At 62.3% G+C, this 15,027-nt stretch carries 16 protein-coding genes; 9 read left to right on the forward strand and 7 right to left on the reverse strand.

The genetic code is table 11. The features are described 5' to 3' along the window. The first annotated feature begins 2 nt into the window (after positions 1-2). From O5O48_RS04815 to O5O48_RS04835, 5 genes are all read left to right on the forward strand, one after another. Positions 3-788 (forward strand): ABC transporter ATP-binding protein, encoded by a 786-nt coding sequence (locus tag O5O48_RS04815; RefSeq protein ID WP_269688316.1) that lies wholly within the window; start codon positions 3-5, stop codon positions 786-788. Continuing rightward, positions 769-1,560, forward strand: a complete 792-nt coding sequence (locus O5O48_RS04820; protein ID WP_269688317.1) for an ABC transporter permease — start codon at positions 769-771, stop codon at positions 1,558-1,560. Before O5O48_RS04815 ends, O5O48_RS04820 begins: the two co-directional genes overlap by 20 nt. A 57-nt stretch (positions 1,561-1,617) precedes the next feature. Further along, positions 1,618-2,100, forward strand: coding sequence for a nucleoside deaminase (locus tag O5O48_RS04825; RefSeq protein ID WP_088277747.1), 483 nt, complete (start codon positions 1,618-1,620; stop codon positions 2,098-2,100). A 126-nt stretch (positions 2,101-2,226) separates the two neighbouring features. Then, complete coding sequence (locus O5O48_RS04830) at positions 2,227-4,155, forward strand: methyl-accepting chemotaxis protein (protein WP_269688318.1); 1,929 nt, start codon at positions 2,227-2,229, stop codon at positions 4,153-4,155. Positions 4,156-4,311: 156 nt separating this feature from the next. Next, on the forward strand, positions 4,312-4,704 hold the full coding sequence (locus O5O48_RS04835; RefSeq protein WP_269688319.1) for a globin: 393 nt from the start codon (positions 4,312-4,314) through the stop codon (positions 4,702-4,704). A 26-nt stretch (positions 4,705-4,730) separates the two neighbouring features. On the opposite strand, the gene O5O48_RS04840 is transcribed toward O5O48_RS04835, so the two are convergent. From O5O48_RS04840 to O5O48_RS04865, 6 genes are all read right to left on the reverse strand, one after another. Further along, a complete protein-coding gene (locus O5O48_RS04840) occupies positions 4,731-5,087 on the reverse strand; it encodes a hypothetical protein (RefSeq protein WP_269688320.1) in 357 nt (118 codons plus the stop codon). Between the two features lie 234 nt (positions 5,088-5,321). Further along, positions 5,322-6,134 carry an ABC transporter ATP-binding protein gene (locus O5O48_RS04845; protein WP_269688321.1) on the reverse strand — a complete coding sequence of 271 codons (813 nt, stop codon included), beginning with the start codon at positions 6,132-6,134 and terminating at the stop codon, positions 5,322-5,324. Beyond that, the gene (locus O5O48_RS04850; RefSeq protein WP_269688322.1) at positions 6,131-7,186 is read right to left on the reverse strand and encodes an ABC transporter substrate-binding protein; all 1,056 of its coding nucleotides are present in this window, start codon (positions 7,184-7,186) and stop codon (positions 6,131-6,133) included. The genes O5O48_RS04845 and O5O48_RS04850 overlap by 4 nt, the downstream gene beginning before the upstream one ends. Before the next feature lie 72 nt (positions 7,187-7,258). Further along, positions 7,259-8,074, reverse strand: coding sequence for an ABC transporter permease (locus tag O5O48_RS04855; RefSeq protein WP_269688323.1), 816 nt, complete (start codon positions 8,072-8,074; stop codon positions 7,259-7,261). A gap of 9 nt (positions 8,075-8,083) precedes the next feature. Continuing rightward, on the reverse strand, positions 8,084-9,100 hold the full coding sequence (locus O5O48_RS04860) for a fatty acid desaturase family protein (RefSeq protein WP_269688324.1): 1,017 nt from the start codon (positions 9,098-9,100) through the stop codon (positions 8,084-8,086). Positions 9,101-9,104: 4 nt separating this feature from the next. Then, complete coding sequence (locus tag O5O48_RS04865; protein ID WP_269688325.1) at positions 9,105-9,974, reverse strand: sugar phosphate isomerase/epimerase family protein; 870 nt, start codon at positions 9,972-9,974, stop codon at positions 9,105-9,107. 192 nt (positions 9,975-10,166) lie between these two features. Here O5O48_RS04865 and O5O48_RS04870 point away from each other — a divergent pair, with 192 nt between their 5' ends. After that, positions 10,167-10,547, forward strand: coding sequence for a hypothetical protein (locus tag O5O48_RS04870; RefSeq protein WP_269688326.1), 381 nt, complete (start codon positions 10,167-10,169; stop codon positions 10,545-10,547). Positions 10,548-10,549: 2 nt separating this feature from the next. Here O5O48_RS04870 and O5O48_RS04875 read toward each other — a convergent pair whose 3' ends face one another. Next, positions 10,550-11,530 (reverse strand): AraC family transcriptional regulator, encoded by a 981-nt coding sequence (locus O5O48_RS04875; RefSeq protein WP_269688327.1) that lies wholly within the window; start codon positions 11,528-11,530, stop codon positions 10,550-10,552. Between the two features lie 148 nt (positions 11,531-11,678). On the opposite strand from O5O48_RS04875, the gene O5O48_RS04880 reads away from it, so the two are divergent. Genes O5O48_RS04880 through O5O48_RS04890 form a run of 3 tightly spaced genes read left to right on the forward strand, consistent with a single transcriptional unit; the run spans position 11,679 to position 14,892 of the window. Beyond that, complete coding sequence (locus tag O5O48_RS04880) at positions 11,679-13,013, forward strand: flavin-containing monooxygenase (RefSeq protein WP_269688328.1); 1,335 nt, start codon at positions 11,679-11,681, stop codon at positions 13,011-13,013. Beyond that, entirely contained in the window at positions 13,010-13,960 is a 951-nt protein-coding gene (locus O5O48_RS04885; RefSeq protein WP_233048635.1) for a bile acid:sodium symporter family protein, read from the forward strand. Before O5O48_RS04880 ends, O5O48_RS04885 begins: the two co-directional genes overlap by 4 nt. A gap of 2 nt (positions 13,961-13,962) precedes the next feature. Next, on the forward strand, positions 13,963-14,892 hold the full coding sequence (locus O5O48_RS04890; protein WP_269688329.1) for an SDR family oxidoreductase: 930 nt from the start codon (positions 13,963-13,965) through the stop codon (positions 14,890-14,892). Positions 14,893-15,027 lie beyond the last annotated feature (135 nt).

Below are 15,027 nucleotides of genomic sequence, written 5' to 3' on the forward strand. Positions count from 1 at the left end.
CCATGGAGCACACTAGCGAACGCGCTTTCGTGCGGATGTCAGGGGTCGGTCATCGCTATGACCCGACCCCCGGCAGTCCGATGGCGGTGCAAAACATCGACCTCGACATCAACCGCCACGAGTTTGTGGCGGTCGTAGGCCCCTCCGGTTGCGGCAAGTCCACCTTGCTGCGCATGGTCTCGGGCCTGCTGGTTCCAAGCGAAGGCACAGTCAGCGTCTTCGGCAAGCAGGTAGACGGCCCCCGTGACGACGTTGGCATCGTGTTTCAGAAGCCGACCCTGCTGCCGTGGCTGACTGTTCGCAAGAATGTGCTGTTCCCGCTCAAGCACAAGTTTGGTCGCTACTCGTCCCAGGACGAAAAGCGCGCCAACGAACTGCTGGCGATGGCCGGTCTGGAGGCCTTTGCCGACAAGATGCCGGACGAGCTGTCCGGCGGCATGCAGCAGCGGGTCGGCATTGTCCGCGCCCTGCTGCTCAACCCCGATATTCTGCTGATGGACGAACCGTTCTCGGCACTGGATGCCATGACCCGTGAGCAGATCGGCTTCGATCTGCTGAAAATCTGGGACGAAAACCCGAAAACCGTGCTGTTTATCACCCACTCGATCTCCGAGGCGGTGCTGCTCACCGACCGCGTGCTGGTGATGAGCAAGCGCCCGGGCAGCGTGCTCGATCTGATCGAAGTGGATCTGCCCCGCCCGCGCAGCGCGGACACCATCAAGCAACCCCGTTTCAGTGAGCTGACTGACCGCATAAGGAAACACATCTATGAGCCAGACGCCCACTGACGCCGCCGCGCGTCGCGCGCTGCTGCTGAACCTGTCGCCGTGGCTGTTCTTTGTCGGCCTGATCCTGCTCTGGGAGCTGGTCTGCCGCATCTTCGAGCTGCCGACCTACGTGCTGCCGGCACCGAGCGAAATCGGCAAGGCGTTCTTCGACGTCGAGTTCAGCCGCTGGATGATGCACCTGTGGGCGACCCTGCGGGTGGCGCTGATGGGCTTTGCGCTGTCGATCGTGATCAGCATTCCGCTGGCCATTGCGATGATGCGCTCGGAGTTTCTCTCACGCACCCTGTACCCGATGCTGGTGGTGGTGCAATCCACCCCGGTGGTTGCGGTGGCACCGCTGATCATCGTGATGATGGGCTCGGACGACCCGTCGCGGGTGCTGATCACCTGCCTGCTGACCTTCTTCCCGCTGGTGGTCTCGACCGCCACCGGGATCAACGAGACGCCGGCCGAACTGATCGAACTGAGCCGCTCGCTGGATGCACCGACCCGCCGCGAAACCTGGCAGATCCGCATCCCCTACGCGATTCCGCACATCTTCAGCGGCCTGAAGGTGGCGATCACCCTGGCGATCATCGGCGCGGTGGTGGCGGAGTTCGTCGCCGCCGAAGAGGGGCTGGGCTACTTCATCCAGTTCTCGACCTCGTTCTTCAAGATTCCGCAGGCCTTTGCCGGTCTGTTCTTCCTCGCCATTGTCAGCCTGCTGCTGTTCAAGTCGGTGCAGTGGACGCAACAGATCTTCTTCGCCTGGAGCCTGCCGAAGAAGAAGTGATAACAGCCGGCGGTGCCTGCGCCGCCGGCCTTCAAGCTACAAGCAAGGACACCCCCCGTGAGTCATACCGAGCGCGATATTTATTTTCTGCGTGAAAGCTTCCGCCTGGCTGAAGAAGCCGGCAAACAAGGCATCCACCCGTTCGCGGCCATCCTGGTCGACGCCGACGGTAACGTCCTGATGGAGCAGTTGAACGCCTTTCTGCCCGATCACGACATGACCGGCCACGCCGAACGGGTGCTGATGACCCGTGCCAACACCACCTACAGCCCCGAGGTGCTGGCCGGCTGCACGATGTACACCAGCGCCGAACCCTGCGCCATGTGCTCCGGCGCGGTGTACTGGGCCGGCGTGGGCCGGGTGGTCTACGGCGCCAGCGAAAAGCGCCTCAAGGACATGACCGGCAACCACCCGGAAAACCCGACGCTGGATCTGCCCTGCCGCACGGTATTCGAGTCCGGCCAGCGCAGCGTCGAGGTGATCGGCCCGCTGCTGGAAGAGGAATCCATCCGCGTCCACGAAGACTTCTGGAAAGACTGATTATCGGGGCTACAGGCGACTCGCCCGGCTCATCTGTCACCGCAGCCCCTCTACCTCCCCCTGACCGTTGCCCCTCCGCAGGCCCTGCACCTGTGGCGACGGTCAGGCTTTGTCGAGAGCACGTCCATGACCCTTTGGAAACGCAGTATTCAATGGCAGCTGATCATCAGTATGGGCGCCGCGCTGGGCGTCACCACCCTGATTGTGGTGCTGATCTACTCCTCGGTGCTGCGCCAGATGACCGAGCGCTATCTGATCAATCAGGCATTACCCGCGCAGGTGAGCGCCATTCGCAACGACCTGGAACGTACCCTGGCTGGCCCCATATCCGCCACCGAGGCCATCGCCGGCAACAGCCTGGTGCAGGACTGGCTGGCCTATGGCGAGAACCCGATCCGGATGAGCGCCTTTGCCCGCTATCTGGATGGCGTCAAGCAGCAGCAGAACGCACTCACCACCAGCATCGCCGTGCTGGAAAGCGGCAATTTCTACTCCGAGCAGGGCCAGATTCGGGTGATGAGTCGCGACAACCCGGCAGACAGCTGGTTTTATACATTGGTCGACGGCGACCAGGATCAGGTCGCCTCAATCGACACCGACAAGACCTCTGGCCTGCCGACACTGTTCATCAATCAACGCATCGCCCTCAAGGACAAGACCCTTGGCGTCGCCGGTCTGGGCTACAGCCTGCAGAGCCTGTCGGAGCTGATTGGCGGCTTTCAGTTTGGCGAGCGTGGCGTGATTTTCCTCATCGGTGCCGATCAGCAGGTCAAGGTTCACCCCAACGCCAGCTTCAACGACAGCCGCAGCCTGAGTGACCTGACCAGCGTCGAGGCGGCCAACACACTGACCGCAGGCAGTGAGCCGGTGCGTTTTCAGCGTGACAACGAAGCCTGGCTGGCCAGCGCACAGCCGCTGCAACGCCTCGGCCTGACCCTGGTCAGTCTGGTGCCGGAAGACGAAATCTACGCCGACGCCCGCGCCGCGCTGCTGCGCACCAGCCTGATCGCGGGTGCCGTCGGCCTGCTGGCACTGGCGCTGATGGCACTGCTGGTGCGCGGCCTGGTGCAACCGCTGCGCCGCGTGTCGCAAGCCCTAGGCGCCATCTCGGCCGGCGGCGGCGACCTGAACGCCCGACTGGACGACAAGCGTGACGACGAACTGGGCGAACTGGCCCGCGGCTTCAACGCCTTCGTCGCCAGTCAACGCCAGTTGATCAGCGATGTACTTATCACCAGTCGTCAGCTGAGCAGCGCCGTCACACAGGTAGCGCAAGTGGTCGATAACACCGCCGAGCGCGCCGTGCGCCAGCATGAGATGACCGATCTGGTCGCCACCGCTGCCCACGAAATGGGTCTGACCGTGCAGGAAATCGCGCGCAATGCCAACAGCGCTGCCAACAGCTCAAGCGCCGCGCAGTCCGAAGCGGTCGAGGGCAGAGCCGTGGTTGGCCGCTCAGTCGAGGCGATTGAACGTATGTCCGCCGACATTGGCCGCGCCGCCGACTCAGTGACCGAACTGGCAGACCAGATCACCTCCATCGACCGGGTGCTGACGGTGATTCGCAGCGTTTCCGAGCAGACCAACCTGCTGGCGCTGAATGCCGCCATCGAGGCGGCGCGGGCAGGGGAGTCGGGCCGTGGCTTTGCCGTGGTCGCCGACGAAGTCCGTACCCTGGCCAGCCGCACCCAGGCATCGACCGACGAAATCCAGCAAATGATCGAATCGCTCAAGAGCCGCGCCGAGCAGGCGGTTGGCGCCATGCGCGCCGGCCTGAACGCCACCGCCAGCGGGGTTGAAGCCAGCCGAGAGGCGGGTGAGTCGCTGCAGACCATTGCCGGCCAGGTCGAGCAGATCAGCGACATCAACCACCAGGTCGCCACCGCCACCGAGGAGCAGTCCAGCGTCACCGAGGACGTTACCCGCAATGCCCAGGGTATCGCTGACCTGGCGCACGCCACGGCGGATGAAGTACGTGCCTGCCAGGCTGACTGTCAGACGCTGTCCCGGCTGGCGGCCAGTCTGCGTCAGCAGATGGAGCGCTTCCAGTTATAGCAGCATGCGTATCCAGCACCCTTGCGGGTTACGGTTAAAGGACTGCAACCCGCGTGTTAGAGCGGTGCGCGGCGGCAAATTGCCAGCAGCGAGCGGCGCGGCAGAACCTGCTACACTCCGCGCCCCGCGTCACGTTGCTGCACCGCAAGGATCACCATGAAAGCCCCTGATATTGTCATGCAGAGCTACGGCCGTTGCTGCGCGTCTGCTACCTTTTTCGATGACTTCTACCAGCAATTCCTGCAAAGCTCGCCGGAAGTCCGCGCCAAGTTCACCAACACCGATATGCCCGCGCAGAAACTGCTGCTGCGCCAGGGCATCCTCAATCTGGTGCTGTTCTCCCGTGGCCTGCCGCCCACCAAACTGCAGGCGCTGGCCAAATCGCACTCGCGCGAGAACCTCAATATCCAGCCACATCTCTACACCTATTGGGTCGACGCCCTGGTGCGCACCGTAGAGTTGCACGACCGGCAGGCGACACCCGAGGTCAGTTACGCCTGGCGCGATGTGCTGGCCAAGGGCATTGAAGTGATTCAGGCCGGCTATTGAACCGGCGCCGGCCTGCGAGCGAAGGCTCAGCCCGGTCTTACCTGCACCAGCAGCAGGCGCCAGCCGGAACCAAACCCCTCCAGCGTCACCACATCGCCGGCCCGCGCGGCCAGCAAGCGGGCACCCAGCGGTGAGAAGATCGAGACCTCCTGCGCCCCGCGACTGCGCTCACCCAAAAGCAGATTGAACAGGGTCTGGCTGGTCAGGTCGAGCAGCACCAGCTGGCTACCAGGCCGCGCCGACTGCGGGCAGGGGTCACGCTCCAGCCGTTCCAGCCGACCAATCACACTGGCCAATTCCTGCGGCCCGGTCAGATACCAGGCCCCACGATCGCGCAGCAGCGCGCGCAGGCGCGGATGTGCGCCAACAGCAACAGACGTCATGTCTGCAGTCTCCAGCAAGGGAAAAAGGGGAAAGGGAAAACCGATAACGGCAGCCGGGCGCGGACGAACCGCCCCGGCTCAGATCAGGAAGGCGACAGCAGGGGTGCTGACAATGAAGGGCACGCGCACAGCTCCACTCGAAGAAACAACAGTAGGCCTACCATACGCCAGCGGCAATTAAAGGCAAGCCGTGATGCTGGTCTTTCCGGCCCACATGCAGGTGCGCAAGGCGGCCTAGTGCCCGCCTTCATCCCGCATCATGCCGAGAATCTGCTGCTCCATCGGTGCGTACTGCGAATGCGAGCGCAAAGCCTCACGGGTGGCGATACTGCCATCGGCCTTAAACGGCGGCTGCATCAGGCTGCGCACACGACCCGGGTGACGCGACATGAAGACGATACGATCACCCAGTAGCAGTCCCTCCTCGACGTCGTGGGTCACCATCACCACCGTCATGCGCTCCTTGCGCACCACATCCAGCAACAGCTCCTGCATCTGCCAGCGGGTTTCGGCGTCCAGAGCGCCGAATGGCTCATCCATCAGCAAAACTTTAGGTGCATTGGCCAAAGCCCTCGCCAGCGCCACGCGCTGACGCATGCCGCCGGACAGTTCGTGCGGGTAGGCCTCGGCAAAGCGCCGCAGGCCAACTCGATCGATGAAGTAGTCGACCGTGCCCTCGCGCAGTGCGAGCGTATCGCCATTGATCTTCAGACCGTAGGCGACGTTCTCGCGCACGGTCAGCCAGGGGAACGAGGTGTACCCCTGAAAGACCATGCCGCGATCCCGGTGCGGGCCGCGCACCGGTTCACCAGCCAGCAAGATCTCGCCGCTGGTAGGTTGTTCCAGTCCGGCCATCATGCGCAGCACCGTAGACTTACCACAGCCGGAAGGGCCCAGCAGGATGCAGACCTGGTGGGCCTCAACATCAAAGGTCACCCGATCTACTGCCACTACCTCCCGACCACGATCGCCAAACGACTTGCTGAGTTCGCTGACACGCAATGCCTGCCCTACGCTCAGCGGTACCGGTTTAACCGCCGCGTTCATGGCTGTTCTGCCTGCAGCACCGCCCGCAGTGGTTCCAGGTTCACACCTGTAGTCCAGTCATGCATGGCATCCACCTGACCGAACTTCTTCCACCAGCTATTGGTGGTGTTCCAGTGCTCGACGATCTGGCCGTTTTTCATCCCCAGCGGCAGCTCACCATCAACTACCCCCATGAAGCGACCGGCCTGCTCACGGTCAAACACCATGATTCCGCCCTTGAGGATTTCGCCATCGGCACCAATCACCATTTCGACGTCACCTACGGAGAATTGGATAGCATCGGCAATGATCCGGTTGCCTTCTTCAGGATTGGCCTTCCACCAGTCAACTGCCTTGAAGTAGGCATCCATCGCCATTGCCGCTGCCTCGGGGCGCTCCTCCAGGAAGGTCTGGCTCATGTACATGCCATCACCCAACAGGGCAGTGCTGATCCATTTTTCCTCGCTGGAGGTAGCCATGACGCGCGAGCCCGGCATATTGTTCAGCACCTGACTGCCAAAGGGTTCCCAGAACTCGGCCGCGCTGACGGTGCCGCCCAGCATCGCGCCTGCGGCTTCGTCCATGATCACATTGACGAACTCGACCTCATCAATTCCGACACCGTTTTCCTCAAGCCAGATGCCCATGAATATCTGGGTCAGCCCACCCTCCAGCACGGCCACCTTTTTACCCTTGAGCTCGCTTGGCGATGAAATCGAAGGAGCTAGAATGATCTTGTCGGTGCCGTAGGACGGGTTGGTATAGGTCACCAGTCTGACCGGCACATTCTTGTCGACCGCGATAGGGCCGTACTCGACTGTGCTGGAGGTCACATCCAGCTGCCCGGCACTCATCAGTGCAAAGCTCTCGTAAGGGTCTTCGATGATACTGATTTGCAGGTCCAGATCCGGCACCAGATTCTTTTCCTTGGCGATATACCAGAAGGCATAACCGGGCCACGAAAATAGTGAGACATTGACCTTCTCGACTGCCTGGACCACACCGGCGGTGCCCATCAGCGCAGCCCCCAGCAGACACCCCTTGAACGCTTTACTCCAGTTGTTCAACTGCATGTTGTCTCTCCCGCGTGATTAACCTTGTCCGGCAGCGCCAGCAGGCCCTGCCGCTCTCAACTGTGTCAAGTACTAGCTGGCGCGCCGCCTGAGATAGGGAAACCACCACCAGTGCAACGCCCTGAATCCCAGATCACAGAGCAGGCCGAGCACGCCGATTACGACGATGCCGGCCATGATTTCATCCACGTGTACAAAGCGCCGGGCACGCATCATCATTGCGCCGATGCCGTCGGTCGCCGCGACGATCTCGGCGATCACCAGATAGGTCCAACTGACCGCCATCATCTGTCGGCAGGTATCGACGATGCCCGGCAAGGCCGAACGCACAACCACCGTCCAGAGCACAATGCGCTTCGAGCCGCCGAGGGTTTTCGAGGTTTCTATAAAGTCCTGCGGCACTTGGCTGGTGACATCGCTCACCAGGGTGATCAGGAACCAGACCACCCCGAGCATCAGCAGCGCGATCTTTTGTTCATCCCCGGTACCCAGCCACATCAGCAGCAGCGGAATAAAGGCTGGAGCAGGCAGGTAACGGAATGCGGACACCAGCGGATTGAAGAACGCGGATACCGAAGCAAAACTCCCCATCAGTACCCCTAGCGGGATGGCGATCAGTGCTGCGAGCGCAAAGCTGATACCGATCCGGGTCAGGCTGCTCCATACGTCGCTGATAAAACCGCGCTCGAAGAACAGTTCGCGCAGCGCCTCAAGCACCTGCAGTGGCCCCGGAAACAGTGGGCTGACCTCGCCCCGCCATGTCGCAGCCCAATGCCACCCCAGCAGCAGCAGGCACCAGGCCGCAACGCCGAGGACCACCTTTGTGCTCGGCGTGACCGGCTGTTTGAACTCGAACAGGTCACCAAAGCGCATCAGCCACTGCTCCATAAACACCTCTCAGAACGCAGTCAGGAATGACAGCGCGTTGACGCCCACAGCGTCGCCGTTACGCACCGTCTCGCGGACATCAGCGGTGCCGTACTCCTCAGCCAGCACGCGCTCGACGCGGTGACGGTGAAAGCACTTGACCTGCCCCCAGAAGCTCAATAGCTGTGGGCAATCATCACCATAGAGCTCTCGGTGATAAGCCGGCAGACGATGCCAGGCCACCGTTGGCCGAGTGTGATGCGCGTTGTGATAGGAAAAGTTCAGCGCCAGCAGGTTAAGCCAGGGCCAGCGCCGGGAGATCAGGTTGCTGTAGGTGTTGGCTTCCTCGTACTCGCGGTTGCCCTTGTAGGGCGCCGGCTGCCCGGACTCATCCAGCGTGTAGACGATTTCGTAGTTGTGCTGGAACGAGTCCATAAAGCGCAGAAAGGTGAGAAACAGCAGGTAGGCAAGTACGTAGCCGAGCGCTGCCAGCGGTGCCAGATACAGCACCAGAGCAAACAGTCCCGCGCGTACCAGGGTAACGCGAATTACCCGGGAGCGCTGGTCGCGCTTGCTATCCATGCAGAACGGCGCGGCAATCAGCATACCGTGCATCAGCAGCTCTACCGCCGGGATGTATGCCCACTCCAGCGCGCGCACAAACTTGTGAATGCGCGGGCGAGCGAGCAGCCAGGCACGATAGTCAAAGCTGAGCGGTTCGCAGTTATCGACATGATGGCGCATGTGCTTGTAGCGCACGTCTTCGTAGGTGCCGTAGTTGGCGCCGGCGATCACATTCAGCCAGCGCCCGAGACGGGTGTTGTGCTCGACCTTGCGAAAGATCGCATTGTGCCCGCAGTCATGCAGCAGGTAGGCAGCGATGGCCATGCCGTGCGCCACCGCCAGCACACCAAGGGGCCAGCTCCACCAGGTGGCAATCCACAGGGCGTACCAGCCACCCAGATAGGTCAACAGGATGTAGGCGACGGCCAGCAGATTCGACAACATGCCCCGCTCGTCACGCCAGATGCTTTTTGCAGCAGACATCAGTTCACTCCTCGATTGCAGCAGCAGCGCGCTGGCCATCGAGCCAGCGCGTAAATTGGTCTTGCTGGCGCTTGCCGATCCAGCTGTTGACCTGCCACAGATCCGCCACCGGCTGATGGGTGAAGGGCAGGGTATGCAGGTAGCCGTCAGGGCCAAACTCGGGGGTCATGGTGGTACGCCGGTATCCGCGCCGCACTTGCGAGGCCCAGATCGCCTGCCAGCAACGTTCATGCGAAGCCAACGCCTCGGCGTACTCGGGCGCAGCAGGGTGCGGTACCTGCGGGCCCTGGTCATACCCCACGCGACCATGGATGTGATGGGCACGCTCGGCTACCTCGAGGATGGTTTCCCACTCGCTGTCCATCAGCCGCTCGCAAACCACAACCCAATGACTGAAGTCACAGGTAATGCGCAGATCAGGCAGAGCACGCAGCACGTCTCGCGTTACCCAGGGATTGAAAAAGGAGCGGCCGCGGTGAGTTTCGAACGAACACAGCACGCCAAGCCGGTCAGCCAAAGCTTGGGCCCGGCCGAAAAAATCGATCTGCACGTCCAGCGACCAGGCATCACAGCCACCCATGACATTGAAAAACAGGGGCTCCAACGGGAGGCTGCGCTGAATCTTCTGCTCCAACGACTGCAGATGCTCATCCGGGGTCGCATGGCGGTCGGGCACATAGCTGCCGGTGGTACAAATTTCGGAGATGTAGCGTAAGCCGTGCCGCCGCAGCACTTGTGCCAGTTCGGCCCGCTGGTCATCATGCTCGGGGGCTGGGGCTTCGATGCCAGTGAATCCCGCCGCGCTCGCCAGCAGGGCCGCACTCTCGAACGAGCCCTGATGGCCCCAGAGCGTCTTGAACAAATCGCATTGCATGCCGCTTCTCCGCTCGTATCATTGCCTGAGCAGAACAAAGCAAGCGTCATGCCATATAGGTGCAGATTTGCATATGTTGCTGATTTACATGCTCATCGGCATGTAAATCAAGTGGTCGCCTTGCACCCGTCTGCGCTGCCCTGGTGCAGACGGACAAAAAGCGCCCCATGATGAGCAGAGCGAAACAAACGGATGAGCAGGAAATACAGCAATACCCAGCGCGCCTTGGCCAGCCGCGCGATTCTGGAGATGGACGCCTTCTGGGCAAAGACCTTCGCCGACACCGGGACCAGCGATCTCAACTACTGTGACCTGTTTACCCATCTCTGGCTTGTGCGCGACCAGCCACCCCAGCCCAAGACAGAACTGTACCCACTGATGCCCAACATCAGTCGCCGCACTGCGGTGAAATATGTTCAGCAGGCAATTGAGAGGGGAATGCTGGAAGAACAACCCTGTGACAGTGACCGCCGCATTCGACTGGTGAGTCTTACCCCGCAGGCAATAGAGCTGATCGAACGCTTTCTCGACTACACCTGCCTGAGTTTCAGTGCTGTCGGCAAGGAGTCCTGACATCAGGCTTGGTGGCGGGACGCCCGATATCGCGCCGGCGTCTCGCCCTGCCAGCGGCGGAAGGCGCGAACAAAGGCGTTCTCGTCGGAAAAGCCCAGCTGCTCCGCAATCTGCGCCACGCTCAGGCGCCCCTGTTGCAAGGCCTGACAGGCCATCTCCTGCAGCACCGATTCACGCAGGGTCTTGAACGACAGCCCTTCCTCGGCCAGCTTGCGGTTGAGGTGGCGGCCGCTCAGGCCCAGCTGCTCGGCAATCCGTTCCTTGCCCCAGCGCGGCTGGCTGCGCACCTGCGCCTGCACCTCGGCGGCCAGGCTGTGCTGGCCGAGGCTGGCGAGGGTCTGGTCGGCCAGCTGGCGCAGGTGATCGCGCAGGGCGCTGTTGGCCTGAATCTGCGGCAGGTCGAGCTGATCGGCAGAGAACGTGATGCGATTGCAGCCGGCCTCGAAGTGCAGCGGGCAGTCGATCAATGCGCGGTAGTCTTCCAGCGGCGCCAGCGGGGCGTGCGCGAGCCAGATGCCACTGGGGGCAAAGCGGCCGCCGGTGGCCCAGCGTGTCAGGTTAAGCTGGCTGGCGAGCACGGCCTCAACCCGCTCTGCCTGGCGCACCTTGAGATGCGGCTGGTAGTCGATCGCCATCTCGTCGCCGTCGCGCAGCAGCTGAAACTCGCCACCGGCGCCGATCAAGGGGGCATACTCAACCTGCTCGGTCAGCGCTTCGCCGAGGGTCTCGCAGGTCACCAGCAACATGCCGGCGCTGTCCAGATGACCGACCTGCATATCCAGCCCCAGCCGCAGCCCGACCAGCGGGTCGGCGGCCAGCTCGCAGTAGCGGTCCCAGAGTTCGTCCTGTACCGCCAGCGGGATACGCTCGCTGCCCTGCAGCCGCGCGATCAGGTCGACGGGCAGGGTAATACCAAGCCGCTGCGCGGACTGCAGCAACGCCTGGGCATAAAGAGGAGTAACGCTGTGGTCGACGCTCAACATGGCTTGAATTGCCGGATTCCTGTCCCGTTTTGTCCGATACCGCCGCAGGGCGTTTGGCTAGACTCGTGATCATACCTTGCCGCCGTTCGGATGTAACACGCGCAGCGCAGGGCCCATAACAAAGACAAGAACAAGTTGAGGTATCCCCATGTACGCTGTCATCGGCGCCGGCCCTATGGGTCTGGCCACTGCCCGCAACCTGCAGAAGCTGGACATTCCCTTCATCGGCCTTGAGCTGCACAGCGACGTTGGCGGGCTGTGGGACATCGACAATCCGCACAGCACCATGTACGACAGCGCGCACCTGATCTCCTCCAAGCGGATGACCGAGTTCGCCGAATTCCCGATGGAAGACAGCGTCGCGCTGTACCCGCACCACAGCGAGATGAAGCGCTACTTCCAGGCCTATGCCAGGCACTTTGATCTGTACCGTCATTACGAATTCAACACCCGGGTGCTGAGCGTCGAGCGCGATGGCAGCCACTGGAACATCATCACCGAGCGCGAAGGCCGGCAGCAGAGTCGCCGCTTCGAGGGCCTGCTGATCGCCAACGGCACCCTGCACACGCCGAACCGGCCGACGCTGCCGGGGCGCTTCGACGGCCAGATCATGCACTCGGCCGAGTACCGCAGCGCCGAGGTGTTCAAGGGCAAGCGGGTGCTGATCGTCGGCTGCGGCAACTCCGGCGCCGACATCGCGGTCGATGCGGTGCACCACGCCAAATCAGTCGATATGAGCCTGCGCCGTGGCTATTACTTCCTGCCCAAATTCATCAAGGGCAAGCCGACCGATACCCTCAGCGCCGGCCGCAAGTTCAAGCTGCCACGCCCGCTGAAGCAGCGCATGGACGCTGCCCTGATCCGCTTCATCATGGGCAAGCCCTCGGACTACGGGCTGCCCGATCCGGACTACCGCATGTACGAGTCGCACCCGGTGGTCAACTCGCTGATCCTGCATCACCTGGGTCATGGCGATATCCACGCCCGCCGCGACATTCAGGGCATGGACGGCAACCGGGTTGATTTTGTCGACGGCGAAAGCGCCGAATACGACCTGATTCTGCTGGCCACCGGGTATCAGCTGGATTACCCGTTCATCAAGCGCGAGCACCTGAACTGGCCGGCGGCGCTGGATGCACCGCAGCTGTACCTGAACGTATTCCACCCCGAGTACGACAACCTGTTCATGATGGGCATGATCGAAGCCGCCGGACTCGGCTGGGAAGGCCGCAACCTGCAGGCCAGGCTGACCGCGCTGTATATTCACCGGCACCGTCAGGGCAGCGCCCAGGCGGCCAGCTTTGCCGCCACCAAACGGCAGAAGGCGACCACCAATCTGGACGGTGGCTACGACTACATCAAGCTCGCGCGCATGGCCTACTACGTCAACAAGGATGCCTATCTGGACGCCCTGCACCAGCACATCACCGAGCTGGAGGCCGGTCTTGAGCAGGCCGCACCGCAGCCGGTGCCGGCGACATGAGCGGCGCGCTGCCGATCCAGTTCGACCCGGCCAGCCTGATCACCCTCAACCTGATCATGGCGGCGATGATGTTCGGCGTGTCGCTGAGCCTGACGCTGGATGACTTCAAGCGCATCCTCAAGGCGCCGGTGGCGCCGGTAGCCGGGCTGATTGCGCAGTTTCTGCTGCTGCCGGCCGCTACCTGCCTGTTCACCTGGCTGCTGAACATCGACCCGGAACTGGCGCTGGGCATGATCCTGGTCGCCTCCTGCCCGGGTGGCAGTTTCTCCAACGTCATGACCTGGCTGGGCCGCGGCAATGTCGCCGTTTCCGTCAGCATGACGGCGGTTTCCAGTCTGGCCGCGACAGTGCTGACGCCACTCAACTTTGCCTTCTATGGCTGGCTCAACCCGCACACCCGCGAGTACCTGACCCAGATCAGCCTCGACCCGACCGGCATTCTGGTCATCGTGCTGCTGGTGCTGGCCCTGCCATTGCTGCTTGGCATGGTCAGCGGCAAGCGCTGGCCGGCGCTGGTGACGCGCAGCGAAAAGCCCCTGCGGGTGATCTCGCTGCTGGTGTTCCTCGGTTTTGTCGCCATCGCCTTTACCAACAACTTCGATCTGTTTATCGAACGCTTCCACAGCTTCTTCTGGCTGGTGGTCGCCCACAACCTGCTGGCGCTGAGCCTGGGCTACGGCATGGCACGGCTGCTGCGCCTGCCGCTGGCTGACCGCCGGGCCGTGACCATGGAAGTGGGCATCCAGAACTCCGGCCTGGGGCTGGTGATCCTCTTCACTTTCTTCCCCGACGCCGGCGGCATGATGCTGATCACGGCCTTCTGGGGCGTCTGGCATCTGGTCTCCGGGCTGACCCTGTCGCAGCTGTGGGCACGTCAGAGCCGCCGCACCGAACGCCACGAACAACAACAAGAAGCCGCTCGCCGCGGCGTATCGCAGAGCCTGTAACCATGAGCAAACGCATTCTGATCACCGGCGCCGCCGGCTATATAGGTCATCAACTTGGCAACCGCCTGGCCAGGGACTTTTACGTCATCGGCACCGACATCCGCAGCCGTGACGATCTGGATTTTCCGCTGCAGGTCATGGATATCCGCGACACCGGCCTGGTCGATCTGCTCAAACGCGAGCAGATCACCCACGTGGTGCATCTGGCGTCTATCCTGCAGGCCTCGAAGGACCGCGAACGCGACTTCGACATCGACGTCAACGGCACCCGCAACGTACTCAAGGCCTGCGTGGAGGCTGGGGTGCAGCATCTGACCGTGACCAGTTCCGGCGCAGCCTACGGCTACTACCCTGATAACCCGGCCTGGATTGACGAACAGGACGCCATCCGCGGCAACCGCGAGTTCGCCTACTCCGATCACAAGCGCCAGATCGAGGAACTGCTGGCAGAGTACCGCCGCGAACATCCGGCTCTGCAGCAACTGGTGTTCCGCCCGGGCACCGTGCTCGGCAGCGAAACCCGCAACCAGATCACCAATCTGTTCGAAGCCAGGCGCGTGCTGGCGATCAAAGGCAGCGACTCGCCGTTCGTGTTCATCTGGGATCAGGACGTGCTGGCCGCGATGGAGATGGGCATCCGTGACGACCGCCAGGGCATCTTCAACATGGCCGGCGACGGCGCCCTGACCATGCGCGAAATCGCCCGGAAGCTGAACAAACCGCTGCTGACCGTCTCACCGTGGATTCTGAAAAGCGCGCTGCAGGTCGCCAAATGGCTCGGCAAACCCACCGGCCCGGAGCAGATCAACTTCCTGCGCTACCGCCCGGTGCTGAGCAACCGGCGGCTGAAGGAGGAGTTTGGGTATCAGTTGCAAAAGACCTCGGCGGAGACATTTGAATATTTCATCGAGCAGCGCGGCCTGAGGCAGTAATAGCTGCAAGCCACAAGCTTCAAGCGATAAGCGAAAACCACTCAGCGCGCCCGGCAGTGAGGCGCTAACCCCAAATGCAAAGGATGCAGCGGCCCGCTTGAGGCTTACAGCTTGAAGCTTGCCGCTGCGACCAAA

It is taken from the genome of Halopseudomonas sp. MFKK-1 (genome assembly GCF_027474385.1).
Lineage (GTDB): Bacteria > Pseudomonadota > Gammaproteobacteria > Pseudomonadales > Pseudomonadaceae > Halopseudomonas > Halopseudomonas aestusnigri.